Raw genomic sequence first — 15,260 nt, 5'->3', positions numbered from 1 at the left:
TTCGGATATGAGATCCGCACACACCCGCGGTCGGCGCATCCTCGCCGTCTCGGCCGCGTTCGCGGCGTCGGCGCTCGTGCTCGCCGGCTGCTCCGGGAGCAACAGCAGCTCCGGCGGCGGCGGCACGCTGACCATCGGAACGACGGACAAGATCACGTCTATCGACCCGGCCGGCTCGTACGACAACGGTTCGTTCGCCGTGATGAACCAGGTCTACCCGTTCCTTCTGAACACGCCGTACGGCAGCCCGGACGTCAAGCCGGACATCGCCGAGAGCGCCTCCTTCACCGCGCCGAACGAGTACACGGTGAAGCTCAAGAAGGGCCTCAAGTTCGCCAACGGTCACGACCTGACCTCCTCGGACGTCAAGTTCACCTTCGAGCGCCAGCTCAAGATCAACGACCCGAACGGCCCCGCCTCGCTCCTCGCGAACCTGGACAGCGTCTCGGCCCCGGACGACACGACGGTCGTCTTCAAGCTGAAGGTCGCCAACGACCAGACGTTCCCGCAGGTGCTCTCCAGCCCGGCCGGCCCCATCGTCGACGAGCAGGTGTTCTCGGCCGACAAGGTGACGCCGGACGCCGACATCGTCAAGGCCCACGCGTTCGCCGGGCAGTACGACATCTCGAGCTACGACTTCAACAACCTCATCGCGTATAAGGCGAACCCGAACTACGACGGCCTGCTCGGCAAGCCGGCGACGTCGAAGGTCAACGTCAAGTACTACGCCGACTCGTCGAACCTGAAGCTCGACATCCAGAAGAACTCGATCGATGTCGCGTACCGCAGCCTCTCGGCCACGGACATCGACAGCCTGTCGAGCGACAAGAACGTCAAGGTCATCAAGGGCCCGGGCGGCGAGATCCGCTACGTCGTGTTCAACTTCAACACGCAGCCGTACGGCGCCACGACTCCCGAGGCCGACCCGGCGAAGGCCCTGGCCGTGCGCCAGGCCGCCGCCGACCTGGTCGACCGCGCGGCGATCGCCAAGCAGGTCTACAAGGACACGTACACGCCGCTGTACTCCTTCGTCCCGGAGGGCCTGACCGGCGCCACCACCGTGCTGAAGGACCTGTACGGCGACGGCAACGGCGGCCCGAGCCTCGACAAGGCGAAGCAGACACTGGAGGCCGCGGGCGTCACGACGCCGGTCGCGCTGAGCCTGCAGTACAACCCGGACCACTACGGTCCCTCCTCCGGTGACGAGTACGCGCTCGTCAAGGAGCAGCTCGAGAAGGGCGGCCTGTTCAAGGTCAACCTGCAGTCGACCGAGTGGGTGCAGTACTCGAAGGACCGCACCGCCGACGTGTACCCGGCCTACCAGCTGGGCTGGTTCCCGGACTACTCCGACGCCGACAACTACCTGTCGCCGTTCTTCATCAAGGACAACTTCCTGGCGAACCACTACGACAACGCCGAGGTCCAGTCCCTCATCGAGCAGCAGCTCGGGACGACCGACAAGGACGCCCGTACGAAGCTGATCGAGGAGATCCAGGCCAAGGTGGGCGCCGACCTCAGCACGCTCCCGCTGCTGCAGGGTGCGCAGGTCGCGGTCGTCGGCAAGGGCGTCTCGGGCGCCGACAAGACGCTCGACGCGTCGTTCAAGTTCCGCTACGCGGCCCTCACCAAGGGCTGAGCCAGGCTTCTGGCAACCGGGGGCGGTCCGCCGAGTGCGGGCCGCCCCCTCCTACGAACCACCACGATTGGCTTCCATGACCGCGACTGTCAGCACGCCGGCGCCGGGCACCGCCCCTGGGCCGGAGCGCACGAAGGCGAAGCGACGATCGGGAGGCGGCCTCGGCCGCTATCTCATCATCCGTGCGCTGCTCATCATCCCCACGATCTTCATCCTCGTCACCGTCGTCTTCTTCCTGATGCGCTCGACGGGTGACCCCATCACGGCCGCCCTCGGCGGCAAGCTGCCTCCGGAGCAGCTGCAGGCCCGCATCCACGAGGCCGGGTACGACCGCCCCCTGATCGTCCAGTACTTCGACTACCTGGGCCAGATCCTGCGGGGCGATTTCGGCACCACCTTCACGGACCACCAGCCCGTCACCCAGGTGCTCATCACCTACGGCGCGGCGACGCTGGAACTGGCCTTCTACGCCCTCATCGTCGCGTTCATCGTCGGCATCCCGCTCGGGATGGTCGCCGCGTACTTCCGCGACAAAGGCCAGGACGCCGTCCTCCGGGTGTTCGCCATCATCTGCTACGCCACGCCCGTCTTCTTCGCCGGCATGTTGCTGAAGCTCGTGTTCGCCGTCTGGCTCGACTGGCTCCCCGTCGCGGGACGCGCCTCCACCAGTTCCGAGATCGAGATGCAGACGCTGGACAGCAAGACCGGGATCTACCTGATCGACTCCATCCAGACCGGCGATCCGGCGGTGGTGGGGGATGTGCTCGCCCACGCGGTCCTCCCGGGCATCGCGCTCGGCCTGCTGACGGCCGGCGTCTTCCTCCGGCTCGTGCGCACCAACGTGATCGGGACACTGTCGACCGACTACGTGGACGCGGCGCGTTCGCGCGGGGTTCGGGAGAGCCGGCTCGTGCGCAAGCACGCCTACCGCCCGGCGCTCATCCCGATCATCACGGTCATCGGCCTGCAGATCGCGCTCCTGCTGGGCGGCGCGATCCTGACCGAGAAGACGTTCGAGTGGAAGGGGCTCGGCTTCCAGCTCTTCCACTACCTGTCGGCGCGCGACTTCGTCGCCGTGCAGGGCCTGGTCGCGCTGCTCGCGGTCATCGTCGCGCTGACGAACTTCATCGTCGACGTGATCGCGGCCCTCATCGACCCGAGAGTGAGGTACTGAGATGACTCGGACCGCTCACACCACCCAGCCGACGCCGAAGCGCTCCTTCTGGTCGCGTCTGCCCGTCATCCACCAGCTGCGCCAGAGCGTCGGGCTGCAGCGGGGGATGCTCATCGCCGGTCTGGTCATCACCGGCGTCTTCATCCTCGTCGCGATCTTCGCGCCGATCATCGCCCCCTACGGCTTCTCGCAGCTGAGCGGCCCCGGCGGCCAGTTCGGCTCGCAGAACCCGCCGAGCGCCCAGCACATCTGGGGCACGACGGTCGGCGGCTACGACGTGTTCTCCCGCACGATCTGGGGTGCGCAGACCGCGCTGCTCGTGATCATCGTCGCGGTCATCCTGTCGATCTTCGCCGGTGTCGTCCTCGGTCTCGTCTCCGGCTACTTCGGCGGCTGGCTCGACCGGGTGCTCGTCGTGATCTGCGACGCGATCTACGCGTTCCCGTCGCTGCTGCTGGCGATCATCGTCGCGATCGTGGTGAGCGGCGGGCAGTCCAGTCTGTGGGGCGGCATCCTCGCGGCGGCGATCTCGATCACCGTCGTGTTCATCCCGCAGTACTTCCGCGTGATCCGCGCGGAGGCCGTGCGCATCAAGTCGGAGGCGTACGTCGAGTCGGCGCGGGTCGTGGGCGCGAGCAACGGTCGGATCATGTTCCGTCACGTCCTCCGCAACTCCACCCGCACACTGCCGCTGATCTTCACCCTCAACTCGTCCGAGGCGATCCTCACGCTGGCGGGCCTCGGCTTCCTCGGCTTCGGGATCGAGCCGACCGCGGCGGCCGAGTGGGGCTACGACCTCAACAAGGCCCTCTCGGATGTGACCAGCGGGATCTGGTGGACCTCCGTCTTCCCGGGCGCGGCGATCGTGCTGGTGGTGCTCGGCATCACCCTGGTCGGCGAGAGCCTCAACGACCTGGCCGACCCGCGACTCCGCGGGCGCCGCCGGGCGGCTGCGGCCTCGGGCCTGGTGGCCGAGACGTCGGTGGTCGCCGGTGGCCCGCTCACCGCGGGTCCTGCGGGGCTGGATGGACTGGAGGGCGGCGAGTCCTTCGACGAGCACGGAATCGAGGTCAAGCCATGAGCGACGTGGTGCAGATCGACAACCTATCGGTGACGTTCGCGACCGACGCCGGCCCGGTGAAGGCCGTGGACGACGTGACCCTGCGGGTCGGCCCGGGGGAGGTGCTGGCGATCGTCGGCGAGTCCGGCTCGGGCAAGACCGTGACGGCCAAGACCATCCTGGGCCTGCTGCCGGAGACCGCGACCGCCTCGGGCGCCGTCGTGCTCCGGAGCAAGGACGGCACGAGCGAGGCGGATGTCGTCTCGCTGACCAAGCATCAGCTGCGGGCCGTGCGCGGCACCGACGTGGCCATGGTGTTCCAGGAGCCGTCGACGGCGCTGAACCCGGTCTATCCCGTCGGCTGGCAGATCGCCGAGGGCCTGCGCGCCCACGGCCGGATCTCCAAGAAGGAGGCCCGGGCGAAGGCGATCGAGATCCTCGAGCGCGTCGGCATCCCGGAGCCGGAGAAGCGGGTCAAGTACTACCCGCACCAGTTCTCCGGCGGCCAGAAGCAGCGCATCGTCATCGCGATGGCCCTCGTCCTGAATCCCGGCCTGATCGTCGCGGACGAGCCGACCACGGCGCTCGACGTGACAGTGCAGGCGGAGATCCTCGATCTGCTGCGCCGCTGCCGCGACGAGTTCGGGGCCGCGATCGTCCTCATCACCCACAACATGGGAGTCGTCGCCGACCTGGCCGACCGCGTCGCGGTGATGTACCAGGGCGAGCTCGTCGAGCAGGCCGACGTGCGCACGCTGTTCGCCTCGCCGCAGGCGGAGTACACGAAGAAGCTGCTGGCGGCCGTGCCGAAGATCGGCCAGGGTGCGGTGCAGACGCGCGAGCGTGCGGAGGCGCGGGAGGCGGCGCCCGACGTCGCACCCGTCGTCACGGCGCAGGACCTGCGCATCCAGTACCCGGGCCGCCTCGGCCGCCCCGGGTTCGTGGCCGTGGACGGCGTCGACTTCCAGATCCGCCCGCGGGAGGTGCTCGGCCTGGTGGGCGAGTCCGGCTCGGGCAAGACCACCATCGGGCGCGCTATCGCCGGGCTGACCAAGGTCAGCAGCGGGTCGCTGAAGGTGCTCGGGATCGAGATGAACGGGGTCCGCGAACGCGAGTTCCGGCCGGTGCGGAGCGACATCGGGTTCGTCTTCCAGGACCCGGCGTCGAGCTTCAACCCGCTGCTCACCATCGCGGACTGCGTGGCCGAGCCGCTGGTGGTGCACGGCCGCGCCGACTCCCCGGCGGATGCGCGCATGCGGGTCGACGAGCTCCTGGAGGCGGTGCAGCTGCCGCGCAGCTACGGCGACCGCTTCCCGCACGAGCTCAGCGGTGGTCAGCGGCAGCGCGCCAGCCTGGCGCGCGCTCTCGCGCTGGAGCCGTCGCTGCTGATCGCGGACGAGCCGACCTCGGCGCTCGACGTCTCGGTGCAGGCACGCGTGCTGGAGCTCTTCGCCGAACTCCAGCGCGAGTTCGGGTTCGCCTCCCTCTTCATCAGCCACGATCTGGCGGTCGTCGATCTGCTCGCCGACCGGATCGCGGTGCTCCACCACGGGTTGCTGGTGGAAGAGGGGACGGGGGAGCAGGTGCTCGGCGACCCGCAGGACCCGTACACGCAGCGCCTCCTGGCGTCGCTCCCGGTGCCCGATCCGATCGAACAGGCCGAGCGTCGCGAGGCGCTGCGCACATTGCGGGGGTAGACCGCCTAGGGTCGATCTGTGAGTTCCGATCCCGCCGTCCTCGTCAGCGACCTTTCCGTCGAGTACCCCGCGCGGGGCGTCAGCCCGTCGTGCGTCGCCCTGCGTGGGGTCAGTTTCCGGCTGGAGACGGGGCAGATCCTGGGCGTGCTGGGCGAGACCGGCTCCGGCAAGAGCACTCTCGCCGAGGTCCTGGCGGGGCACGTGCTGCCCGCGCGCTCGGCTGATCCCGGTCCGCGGATCAGCGGCGGTGAGGCCACGGTGCTCGGGCACCCGCTGCGCAAGGCGCGCAAGCGCGACCTGGCGGAGGTCACGTTCCACGTCGGGTACCTCCCGCAGGACGCCGCGAGCACGCTCGAGCCGTCGTTGAGCGTGCAGGACAACGTCACGCTGCCGATCTTCGAACGCGACCAGCACTACTCCCGCCGGGCGGCGGGGGAGCGCGCGGCCACCATCCTCGACACGGTCCACCTGCCGCTGAGCGTGCTGGCGAAGTACCCCTACGAGCTGAGCGCGGGGCAGCGGCAGCGGGTGGCGCTCGCGCGCGCCCTCGTGCTCGGCCCGAGCGTCCTGGTCGCGGACGAGCCGACGGCCGGGATCGACGCGACCGTCCGCGACGCCGTGATCGACCTGCTCGCCCAGCTCCGCGGACACGACGACTTCTCCGCCGTCATCGTCAGCCACGATCCCGCGGTGCTCCGCCGCGCGACGGACGCCTGCCTCGTGCTGCAGGGCGGCCGGACCGTCGGCTACGGCCCGATCGAAGACGTTCTCGCCGACCCCGCGCACCCCTTCGTCGCCGGCCTGGCCCGCGCGCTCGGCACCACGTCGCGCCGCACCGAACGGCGCCCGCAGCACACCGCCGATTGATCGAGAACCAGGAGTCCGACATGCCCGAAGCGAACACCGGCCGAGGGGCCGGACAGCACCGTGCCGTGCTCGCGGTGGAGGCCGAGCCGCTGCCCGAGGACCAGCGGCCTGAACCGGGCCCGATCGCCGTGCTCCCGCACGCCGAGCTGGCGTTCATCGATGCCGTCGAGGCGTCTGGAGGAGCCGTCGAGCCGATCTCGGACGCGACCCGCGGCCTCGTCTGGCTCGACTATCGCGATCCCGAGGGGTTCGCAGCGGCGCTGGAGTCGCATCCCGCGATCGGTTGGGTGCAGCTGCCGTTCGCCGGCGTGGACGCGTTCGCCCGCACGATCGCCGCCGAAGCGCGACCGGGGCTGATCTGGACGAGCGCGAAGGGCGCCTACGCCCAGCCGGTCGCCGAGCATGCCCTCACCCTGACGCTCGCCCTGTTGCGCGTGCTCCCAACGCGCGTGCGTGCGCGTAGCTGGGCGACCGAGCCGGAAGGCCGCTCGCTCTACGGGATGGACGTGGTGATCATCGGCGCCGGCGGCATCGCGCTCGAGCTCATCCGCCTCCTCGAGCCATTCGGCGTGCGGATCACGGTCGTGCGCCGTTCGTCCGACCCGGTTGCGGGCGCGGAGCGGACCCTGCCGACCGACCGGCTCGGCGAGGCGCTGCCGTCCGCGGACGTCGTGGTCGTGGCGGCCGCGCTCACCGGCGGCACCCGGCACCTCCTGGGCGAGGAGGAGTTCGCAGCGATGAAGGAGTCGGCCGTGCTGGTCAACATCGCCCGCGGTGGACTGGTGGACACGGATGCCCTGCTCGCCGCGCTGCGCGAGGGCCGCCTCGCCGGTGCGGGTCTCGACGTGACGGATCCGGAGCCCCTGCCCGACGGTCATCCGCTCTGGGACGAGCCGAACTGCCTCATCACGCCGCACCAGGCGGACACCCCGGAGATGGTCGCCCCGCTGCTCGCGGAGCGCGTCCGGCTCAACGTCGCGGCGTTCCTCGGAGACGGTCATTTCGTCGGCCTGGTGGACCCGGAGGCCGGCTACTAGGGGCCGACGCACGCGACGCGCGCGAGATGCGGGCCCGATTTCTCAACCGGCCCGAATCCTTGCTACAGTGGCTTCGCTGATCAAGCATTCCTCGATAGCTCAATTGGCAGAGCAGCCGGCTGTTAACCGGCAGGTTCTTGGTTCGAGTCCAAGTCGGGGAGCCACCGGATCCCGGTCACCCGCCCAGCAGGGCGGTGTGACCGGGATCTTTCGCTTTCCATGCCGTGCACGGAATACATCCTCCATTCACCATCCGGGTCTATCCTCCGACCCCAGAGCAGCGGCTCTGACCAGAGGAGGGCGCCATGAGCGAGGGACGCGAGGATGCGGGTACGCCGGAGGAACCCGACGAGCCGTACGAGGAGTTCGAGAACGACGACGACGCGCACGCGGCGCGGGTCGAAGAGGCGGGCCTGACCGCCTTCGGCGGGCCGACGTTCGGCACGCTGTTCGAACCCGTCCAGGACGACGGCGGGTTCGACGCCGAGCACAACCCGTGAGCCGACCGTACGTGAGCCGCGTACTCCCGGGGGAGTAGCCGGGAGTACGCGGCAGCCACCCCCGGGCGCACGACCGCGGCCCGACGCGTGATTAGCATGGGGAGATGCCCTTCTCCCCGCGTGACGAGACCCCCGTCGGCACGCGCACGCCGCCGTGGACGGAGCGGGAGCGACCGCGCGGCACGCGCTGGTTCCCGGTGGTCGTGGCGGCGCTGCTCCAGCTGCCCGGGCTGCTGATCGCGCTGTTCGACGCGGCGGGGCACCCGCTCACGGCGGTCGCGATGCTGATCGCCTTCCTGTCGTCGGGCCTGCTCGCGCTCGGCCGGGCGCATCCCGGACCCGTCGTGGTCGCCATCGCCGTGCTGTGCGTGCCGGCGATCGCTCTGACGAACGGCCCACCGCTCAGCGCCCTGCCGCTGGCCTTCGCCGTGGTCGGCGCCGTGGTCCGCGGAGCACGCGTGTGGGCCTGGTGGACGCTGGCCGCCTTCGCGGTCGCAGCGCCGCTCGCCGCGTTCCTGCTGACGTCACGGCCGACCTCCATCATCCGCCCGCTCATCCTCGCGCTCGTGCTGGTCCTGCTCCTGGGCGTGGGGGAGGCGCTGCGCAACCGCCGCGAGCGCTTCCGCGAGGTGTCCCGCACCCTCGCCGCACGCCGCGAGGCAGCGGCCGAGGCGGAGCGGCTGCGTATCGCCCGCGAGCTGCACGACGTGCTCGCGCACTCGCTCTCGCAGATCAGCGTGCAGGCGGGCGTCGGCCTCCACCTCTTCGACACCCGGCCCGAGAAGGCGCGCGAGAGCCTGGAGGCGATCAAGACGACCAGCGGTCAAGCACTCGAAGAGGTGCGGGGCGTGCTCGGCTTCCTCCGCTCGGACGGCTACGCCGACCGGTCTCCCGAGCCCGACGTCTCGCGGATCCCCGTGCTCGTCGAGACCTACCGCCGCGCGGGACTCGAGGTCACGTACGAGAACACCCTGCCGCACGGCGCCTCCGCCGCCACGGGCCACGCGCTCTACCGGATCGTGCAGGAGTCGCTGACCAACGCCGGGCGCCACGCCCAGGCGCAGCACGTCGACATCCGCATCGCCGAGGTCGACGGCTGGTACGTCCTCACCATCGCCGACGACGGGCGCGGCCGGCCGGACGACGCCGTGACCGAGGGCAAGGGGATGCTCGGGATGCGCGAGCGCGCCGAGCTGCTCGGCGGCCGGTTCGGCACGCGCCCGACCGACGGCGGCGGCCTGACCGTCGAGGCGCGTCTCCCGGCGCGACCGGCGGAGGCCGCATGATCCGGGTCGTGCTGGCCGACGACCAGCATCTGGTGCGAGCCGGCTTCCGTGCCCTGCTCGAGGCGGAGGACGGCCTGGAGGTCGTCGGGGAGGCCGCGACGGGGCGAGAGGCGGTCGACGTCATCCGGCGCACCGCGCCCGATGTGGTGCTGATGGACATCCGGATGCCGGACGGCGACGGTCTGTGGGCGACCGGTGAGATCGTGCGGGACCCCGCCCTCGCGGGCACCCGGATCGTGATCGTGACGACCTTCGAGCTGGACGAGTACGTCGCTCAGGCGATCGTCGCGGGCGCGAGCGGCTTCCTGGTGAAGGACACCGAGCCCGTCGAGCTGCTGCGCGCCATCCGTGTCGTCGCCGAGGGGGATGCCCTGCTGTCGCCGGGCGCGACACGGCGCCTCCTCTCCCGGGTCGCGGGCGGTCTGGGGCCGGCGCCGGACCTCGAGCGCCTCGCGGTGCTGACCGAGCGCGAGCGGGAGGTGCTCGCCCTGGTCGGTCACGGCTTGACCAACGCGGAGATCGCCGAGCGGCTGTACCTGAGCCCTCTGACCGCGAAGACCCACGTGTCGCGCATCATCACGAAGCTCGGCGCGCGCGACCGCGTGCACCTCGTGGTGCTCGCCTACGAGACCGGTCTGGTGCGGCCGGGTCAGGTGTGACGCTGAGGCTCAGGCCGACGCTGCTCCCGGGGGAGTAGGGCAGGTCACTCCCCAGGGCGGATTCGCGGAACCGGTGCGACGCGGAGGCTGGAGTCACCGTCCGCGAGAGCCGTGGACGGCATCGACCGATTGGACCCACCATGTTCAGCTCCGCCGTCGCGACCGCACTGGCCGCCGCTCCCTGCACCGTCTGGGCCGGTCCCGGCTTCGGGTTCGGCTGGTTGTTCCTCCTCATCCCCCTGTTCTGGATCGCCGTCTTCGTGCTCATCTTCAGCCTGGCCGGTCGCCGGTGGCGTCGTGCCGCGGCCGCCCGCGGCGGTTTCGGCGGCCCCGGATGGGCCCACTCCGCGACCCGCTCCGCCGAGCAGACGCTCGCCCAGCGCTACGCGAACGGCGACATCGACGAGGTCGAGTACCGCGCGCGGCTCGAAGTGCTGCGGGCGAACCGCTCCGACGGCGTCTGAGCGGCGCCGGAAGCCCCCTCGCGCGGCCCGGGATAGGATCGTCCGGGCCGCGCAGGCGGCCGAGGAAGGACCGTGATGACCCCGCTCGCCCTGATCATCGGCGCCGTACTGCTGGTGGCGGCGCTCGCGCTCCTGACCCTCTGGCTGTTCGAGAACCGCCGCTACCGCCGCCTCCGCGACTCCCGCGAGGAGTCGGAGTGGGACCGCATCGACCGTGAACTCGAGCTCGCCGAGCAGGCGGGGCGGTTCCGCATCGCGGGTGAGCTGGGCGACGTGGCCGTGCAGACCGTGACCCGGCTGGTGGCGCAGGCAGAGGGCATCCGCTACGCCGCCTCCACCGATCCGGCCGCAGCCGCCCGCTCCACTCCGGCGCTCGAGACCGCCGCCCGGGATGCGCTCGGCGACCTGCGCCGCCTCCAGAACGTCGTGCGCGAGGGGCAGGACGCCGCTCAGCCGCAGCCGCGCCTCCACTCCGCCCGCGACCTGTTCCGGATCATGCGCGACGCCGGCATCGAGGTGACGTTCACCGAGACCGGCGAGTCGTTCGCCCTCCGCCAGGGCGCCGAGCTGGCCGTCTTCCGCATCCTGCAGACGAGCCTGGAGAACGCGCTGAAGCACGGCGGCCCCGGCACGCGGGTCTCCGTCTCGTTCGTCTGGACCCAGGACGGCCTGCAGGTGAGCGTCGAGGACGACGGCATCCGTGCCGCCGCCCGGCGCCAGGGCCTCGATCGCGAGGGAGTGGATGCGGCGACCGCGTACTCCATCGAAGAGGACCTGCGAGCGGTCACCGAGTACTACGAGGGCGCGGGTCTGAACGAGCTGCGCGATCGTGCCGCGCTCTTCGGCGGGGTGCTGAACGCGAAGACCGTCCCCGGCGTCGGCTTCACCCTGGCGGTCGTGTTCCCCGCCCTGCGCCACCACAACGGCGTGCACGGCGTGGAGCTGCGCCGCTAGCAGGCAACGCTTCCGAACGCCGCTGGCGGGGAGCCGACGGAGGTCAGTCCTCCAGGTGGTCGCGGCCGGGCAGCCAGCTGAGCCCGGGGACGCCCCAGCTGTTCTTGCGCTGCGTCTTCGCCGCGGTCTTGGCGTACGGGTGCGCGAGGCGGTCGACGTAGAGCACGCCGTCGAGGTGGTCGAACTCGTGCTGGAAGATGCGCGCCAGCCATCCGTCCGCCTCGATCTCGAACGGCTCGCCCGCCAGATCGACGGCGCGCAGGATGACGTGCTCGGCCCGGCGCAGCGGGAAGCGCTCGCCCGGGAACGACAGGCAGCCCTCCGACTCCTCGTCCTCGTCCAGCTCGTCGATCGAGAGCGGGCTCTGCCAGAGCACCGGGTTGATCGCCACGCCGCGGTGCAGGACGTCGTCGTCGTCCGTCCAGCCGAAGACGAAGAGGCGCAGCGGCACGCCGACCTGCGGGCCGGCGAGGCCGACGCCCGGGGCCGCGTCCATCGTCTCGAACATGTCCTCGACGAGCTGGCGCAGCTCGTCGTCGAACTCCGTGACGGGCGCGGCGGGGGAGTGCAGGACGGGGTCACCGGTGATCCGGATGGGGAGGACGGCCATTCGGCAAGACTATCGGCTGCATGTTGGGTAGGGTCGTGGGGTGGGAACGGAACTGATGGACGCGCTCGAGCTGACGTACCAGCCGAGCCAGCTCCTCGGCATCCCCATCGCGCTCGTCGGCGCGTGCTTCCTCTCGATCGGCGCGCAGCTGCAGCACCATGGCGTCGCCAAGGTGGAGTCGCAGACCAGCGACGCGTCGTCCGGCCTGAACCTGCGCCAGCTCGGACTGCTCCTCGCGCGGCCGTCCTGGGTGATCGGCACGCTGCTGCTCGGTCTGGCGATCGTGTTCCAGCTCGTGAGCCTCAAGCTGTCGCCGCTGATCCTGGTCCAGCCGCTCGGTGTGGTCGGACTCGTGATCACGAGCATCCTGAACGCACGAGTGAGCGGCGTGCGCCTCAACCGGCGCTCGGTGGTCGCCGTCAGTCTCTGCGTGGGCGGTGTCGGCGCGTTCGTGCTGATCGCGGCGGTGTTCGCGCGCGACGTGCCGGTCACGAGCCGGTCGCTGATCATCATCCTGATCATCCTGGCGTTCGTGCTGCTCGTGTTCGGGAGTCTGTTCTTCTTCCTGCGGCACCGGTTCAAGGCGATCATGTACATCGTCGGCGCCGGCGTCCTCTACGGCTTCGTGGCGACGCTGGCGAAGGTCGTCATCGACCGCGTCTCCAACAACGAGTGGGACTGGCTGCTGGTGCTCTGCATCGTCGCCCTGCTCGCCGCCGCCGGGCTCGGTGCCTACTTCGTGCAGAACGCGTACTCGTCCGGCCCGCCGGACCTGGTGATCGCCGGCCTCACTGTCATCGATCCGCTCGTCGCCGTGACCATCGGAATCGTGGTTCTCGACGAGGCCGCCGGCGCCCCGTGGTGGGCGATGGTCGGCTTCGCGCTGACCGGTGCGGTCGCGATGTACGGCGTCTTCCAGCTGGCGAAATACCACCCCCAGGCCTCCTCCGAGACGCCGCCCGCCGCGCGCGTCGCAGAGACCTCGACGGAATCCGGCCTAGACTAAGCCGTTGAATCGGCCGGAGCGGACCACCGCCCGGCACGCCGAAACCGTCGCCGGACCACCGACCCGGCCCACGACAGTAGGGACCAACCACGTGCCAGATCCGAGCGGAACGAACGACACGCCGCCCGCCCCGGCCCGCAAGCCGCTGACCATCCTCATGGGGTGCGACACCTTCGCCCCCGACGTGAACGGCGCCGCCCGCTTCGCCGAGCGGCTCTCCGCCGGCCTCGTCGAGCACGGCCACGATGTCCACATCGTCGCGCCCGCGGCGAGCCGCAAGCACGGCACGTGGGTCGAGGAGCACGAAGGCCAGAAGATGACCGCGCACCGCCTGCGCAGCTGGCGCTGGTACCCCCACGACTGGCTGCGCTTCGCCCTCCCGTGGACCAGCAAGGCGAACGCCCGCCGCGTGCTCGACGAGGTGAAGCCGGACGTCGTCCACTTCCAGTCGCACATCGTGGTCGGCCGCGGCCTCGCCTACGAGGCACAGAAGCGCGGCATCCGCATCATCGCGACCAATCACGTCATGCCCGAGAACATCATGGAGTTCACGGTCATCCCGAAGTTCCTCCAGCGAGTGCTCGTCGCCCTCGAGTGGCGGGACGCGCGCAAGAGCTTCGATCGCGCCGAGGCCGTCACGACGCCGACGCGCAAGGCCGCGGACTTCCTCGAGAAGGCCACCGGCCTGCGTGGCGTGCACGCCGTCTCGTGCGGCATCGACGCGCAGAACTACACCCCTGACTTCACCCCGCGCACGGCGAACCGCATCCTCTTCGTGGGCCGCGTGACCGGCGAGAAGCAGATCGACGTGCTCCTGAAGGCGATCACCCTGCTCCCGGCCTCCCTCGACGCGCAGCTCGAGATCGTCGGCGGCGGCGACCAGTTCAAGAACCTCCAGGCCATGGCCGAGACGCTCGGCATCGCCGACCGGGTGAACTTCCTCGGCTACGTGACCGACGAGGAGCTCCGCGCCGCATATACGCGCGCCACCGTCTTCGCGATGCCGTCGATCGCCGAGCTGCAGTCGATCGCGACGATGGAGGCCATGGCCTCCGGGCTCCCGGTCGTCGCGGCCGACGCCATGGCACTCCCGCACCTGGTGCACGACGGCGAGAACGGTCACCTGTTCCGCCCGGGCGACGCGCAGGACCTCGCCGACAAGCTCGAGAGCGTCCTCACCCTGCCGCAGGAGCAGCTCGACGTGCTCAAGAACGCGTCGCTCCGCATCGTCGCCTCGCACGAAATCCAGCGCACGATCTCGACGTTCGAGAGCCTGTATCGTGGTGAGCCGGTGGCCGACCCGGTGACGGACGCGGCCGACAGCGTGCCCGCCCCGGAGTGACCGGGCGGCACACGACCGGGGCGGTAGCTCAGCTGGTTAGAGCATCGGACTCATAATCCGCCGGTCACGGGTTCAAGTCCCGTCCGCCCTACTGGAGACGGACTGCGGCCGCGGTCCGATCCCGCTCGGCCGCGCGCGCGGCTAGTGCTCCCCTCGCGCCTCGCCGGGGCGGTCCGCTCCGGGCGCGAAGTACGCGCCCGGCGTGTGCCCCGCGACGCGGTGGAACGCCGAGATGAAGGCGCTGGGGGTGCTGTAGCCGACGCGGTAGGCGACGCGGGAGACGGTCTCACCCTCGGCAAGCAGCGCGACGGAGGCCTGGAGCTTGGCGTGCGTGCGCCAGGTGCCGAAGCTCATCCCGGTCTCGGCCTGGAACAGCCGGAGAAGCGTGCGGGCGCTGGCGCCGACCTCCCGGCCGAACTCGTCCAGGCTGCGGCGGTCGGCCGGGTCGGCGAGCAGGAGGCGGGCGACGTCCCGGGCGCGTGGGTCGCTCGGGAGGGGCACGGCGATCGCGCGCTTGCCGACCGGCCGCAGGGTGTCGACGAGGACGCGCTCGGCGCGGGCGCGCTCCTCCGTGCCGAGGTCGTCACCGAGGTAGGCGACGAGGTGCTGACTGAGCGGGCCCATCCGCACGACGGTCGGCGCGCTCCACGAGACGGGGGTGCGCTCGGAGTCGAAGTAGATGCCCTCCATCACGGAGTCGCGCACGGCGAGCGGCGCGTGCAGCACACCCGCGGGCATCCACAGCCCGAGCGTCGTCGGGAGCACCCAGTAGCGGCCCTCGACCTCGACGGTCAGGACGCCGGACGAGGCCCAGATGAGCTGGTGGTCGTCGTGACGGTGCGGCTCGAAGCCTTCGCCGCGGTCGAGGGCGAAGCGGTGCAGTTCGATGACGTCGGTGCTCACACCCGGGGCTCCTCTCGTGCGGGAACCGGACGGTTGGCGATTCCGCGCTATGCATTGTCAGCATA

General features: G+C 70.6%; 15 protein-coding genes and 2 tRNA genes. 15 read left to right on the top strand and 2 right to left on the bottom strand.

Going from position 1 to position 15,260, the window contains the following annotated elements:
- Positions 1 to 7 precede the first annotated feature (7 nt).
- The 12 genes from HNR14_RS18635 (at position 8) to HNR14_RS18580 (ending at position 11,334) form a co-directional block, all read left to right on the top strand.
- Positions 8 to 1,636 (top strand): ABC transporter substrate-binding protein, encoded by a 1,629-nt coding sequence (locus tag HNR14_RS18635; protein WP_021758009.1) that lies wholly within the window; start codon positions 8 to 10, stop codon positions 1,634 to 1,636.
- 76 nt (positions 1,637 to 1,712) lie between these two features.
- Entirely contained in the window at positions 1,713 to 2,810 is a 1,098-nt protein-coding gene (locus HNR14_RS18630; RefSeq protein ID WP_021758010.1) for an ABC transporter permease, read from the top strand.
- 1 nt (position 2,811) lies between these two features.
- Positions 2,812 to 3,891, top strand: a complete 1,080-nt coding sequence (locus HNR14_RS18625) for an ABC transporter permease (protein WP_179702178.1) — start codon at positions 2,812 to 2,814, stop codon at positions 3,889 to 3,891.
- Positions 3,888 to 5,567, top strand: a complete 1,680-nt coding sequence (locus HNR14_RS18620; RefSeq protein ID WP_021758012.1) for a dipeptide ABC transporter ATP-binding protein — start codon at positions 3,888 to 3,890, stop codon at positions 5,565 to 5,567. Before HNR14_RS18625 ends, HNR14_RS18620 begins: the two co-directional genes overlap by 4 nt.
- A gap of 18 nt (positions 5,568 to 5,585) precedes the next feature.
- Positions 5,586 to 6,434 carry an ATP-binding cassette domain-containing protein gene (locus tag HNR14_RS18615; RefSeq protein WP_179702177.1) on the top strand — a complete coding sequence of 283 codons (849 nt, stop codon included), beginning with the start codon at positions 5,586 to 5,588 and terminating at the stop codon, positions 6,432 to 6,434.
- 20 nt (positions 6,435 to 6,454) lie between these two features.
- Positions 6,455 to 7,471 carry a D-isomer specific 2-hydroxyacid dehydrogenase family protein gene (locus tag HNR14_RS18610; RefSeq protein WP_179702176.1) on the top strand — a complete coding sequence of 339 codons (1,017 nt, stop codon included), beginning with the start codon at positions 6,455 to 6,457 and terminating at the stop codon, positions 7,469 to 7,471.
- Positions 7,472 to 7,559: 88 nt separating this feature from the next.
- A tRNA-Asn gene (locus HNR14_RS18605) sits at positions 7,560 to 7,635 on the top strand.
- Positions 7,636 to 7,776: 141 nt separating this feature from the next.
- Positions 7,777 to 7,971, top strand: a complete 195-nt coding sequence (locus HNR14_RS18600) for a hypothetical protein (RefSeq protein WP_179702175.1) — start codon at positions 7,777 to 7,779, stop codon at positions 7,969 to 7,971.
- 104 nt (positions 7,972 to 8,075) lie between these two features.
- Positions 8,076 to 9,257, top strand: a complete 1,182-nt coding sequence (locus HNR14_RS18595) for a sensor histidine kinase (protein WP_179702174.1) — start codon at positions 8,076 to 8,078, stop codon at positions 9,255 to 9,257.
- Positions 9,254 to 9,916 (top strand): response regulator transcription factor, encoded by a 663-nt coding sequence (locus tag HNR14_RS18590; protein WP_021758017.1) that lies wholly within the window; start codon positions 9,254 to 9,256, stop codon positions 9,914 to 9,916. The genes HNR14_RS18595 and HNR14_RS18590 overlap by 4 nt, the downstream gene beginning before the upstream one ends.
- 140 nt (positions 9,917 to 10,056) lie before the next feature.
- Positions 10,057 to 10,380 (top strand): SHOCT domain-containing protein, encoded by a 324-nt coding sequence (locus HNR14_RS18585; protein WP_021758018.1) that lies wholly within the window; start codon positions 10,057 to 10,059, stop codon positions 10,378 to 10,380.
- A gap of 75 nt (positions 10,381 to 10,455) precedes the next feature.
- Positions 10,456 to 11,334, top strand: a complete 879-nt coding sequence (locus HNR14_RS18580; protein ID WP_179702742.1) for a sensor histidine kinase — start codon at positions 10,456 to 10,458, stop codon at positions 11,332 to 11,334.
- Between the two features lie 43 nt (positions 11,335 to 11,377).
- Here HNR14_RS18580 and def read toward each other — a convergent pair whose 3' ends face one another.
- Entirely contained in the window at positions 11,378 to 11,944 is a 567-nt protein-coding gene (gene def / locus HNR14_RS18575) for a peptide deformylase (RefSeq protein ID WP_179702173.1), read from the bottom strand.
- A gap of 40 nt (positions 11,945 to 11,984) precedes the next feature.
- Between def and HNR14_RS18570 the strand changes: the two genes are divergently transcribed.
- The 3 genes from HNR14_RS18570 (at position 11,985) to HNR14_RS18560 (ending at position 14,383) form a co-directional block, all read left to right on the top strand.
- Positions 11,985 to 12,950 (top strand): DMT family transporter, encoded by a 966-nt coding sequence (locus HNR14_RS18570; protein WP_039921027.1) that lies wholly within the window; start codon positions 11,985 to 11,987, stop codon positions 12,948 to 12,950.
- A 91-nt stretch (positions 12,951 to 13,041) separates the two neighbouring features.
- Positions 13,042 to 14,292 carry a glycosyltransferase gene (locus tag HNR14_RS18565; RefSeq protein WP_425485039.1) on the top strand — a complete coding sequence of 417 codons (1,251 nt, stop codon included), beginning with the start codon at positions 13,042 to 13,044 and terminating at the stop codon, positions 14,290 to 14,292.
- A gap of 17 nt (positions 14,293 to 14,309) precedes the next feature.
- Positions 14,310 to 14,383, top strand: a tRNA-Ile gene (locus HNR14_RS18560).
- 50 nt (positions 14,384 to 14,433) lie between these two features.
- Here the strand turns inward: HNR14_RS18560 and HNR14_RS18555 are convergent.
- On the bottom strand, positions 14,434 to 15,195 hold the full coding sequence (locus tag HNR14_RS18555) for a helix-turn-helix domain-containing protein (RefSeq protein ID WP_179702172.1): 762 nt from the start codon (positions 15,193 to 15,195) through the stop codon (positions 14,434 to 14,436).
- Positions 15,196 to 15,260: the final 65 nt, after the last annotated feature.

This window comes from Leifsonia naganoensis (assembly GCF_013410615.1).
Taxonomy (GTDB): Bacteria; Actinomycetota; Actinomycetes; order Actinomycetales; family Microbacteriaceae; genus Leifsonia; species Leifsonia aquatica.
This window is presented reverse-complemented; position numbering and strand designations above follow the sequence as displayed.

Bases quoted from the DNA above. Each gene is read 5' to 3' on its own strand.
- HNR14_RS18585 (WP_021758018.1), top strand. From the start codon at position 10,057: ATGTTCAGCTCCGCCGTCGCGACCGCACTGGCCGCCGCTCCCTGCACC.
- HNR14_RS18625 (WP_179702178.1), top strand. From the start codon at position 2,812: ATGACTCGGACCGCTCACACCACCCAGCCGACGCCGAAGCGCTCCTTC.
- HNR14_RS18620 (WP_021758012.1), top strand. From the start codon at position 3,888: ATGAGCGACGTGGTGCAGATCGACAACCTATCGGTGACGTTCGCGACC.
- HNR14_RS18610 (WP_179702176.1), top strand. From the start codon at position 6,455: ATGCCCGAAGCGAACACCGGCCGAGGGGCCGGACAGCACCGTGCCGTG.
- HNR14_RS18630 (WP_021758010.1), top strand. From the start codon at position 1,713: ATGACCGCGACTGTCAGCACGCCGGCGCCGGGCACCGCCCCTGGGCCG.
- def (WP_179702173.1), bottom strand. From the start codon at position 11,944: ATGGCCGTCCTCCCCATCCGGATCACCGGTGACCCCGTCCTGCACTCC.
- HNR14_RS18600 (WP_179702175.1), top strand. From the start codon at position 7,777: ATGAGCGAGGGACGCGAGGATGCGGGTACGCCGGAGGAACCCGACGAG.
- HNR14_RS18590 (WP_021758017.1), top strand. From the start codon at position 9,254: ATGATCCGGGTCGTGCTGGCCGACGACCAGCATCTGGTGCGAGCCGGC.
- HNR14_RS18580 (WP_179702742.1), top strand. From the start codon at position 10,456: ATGACCCCGCTCGCCCTGATCATCGGCGCCGTACTGCTGGTGGCGGCG.
- HNR14_RS18595 (WP_179702174.1), top strand. From the start codon at position 8,076: ATGCCCTTCTCCCCGCGTGACGAGACCCCCGTCGGCACGCGCACGCCG.
- HNR14_RS18635 (WP_021758009.1), top strand. From the start codon at position 8: ATGAGATCCGCACACACCCGCGGTCGGCGCATCCTCGCCGTCTCGGCC.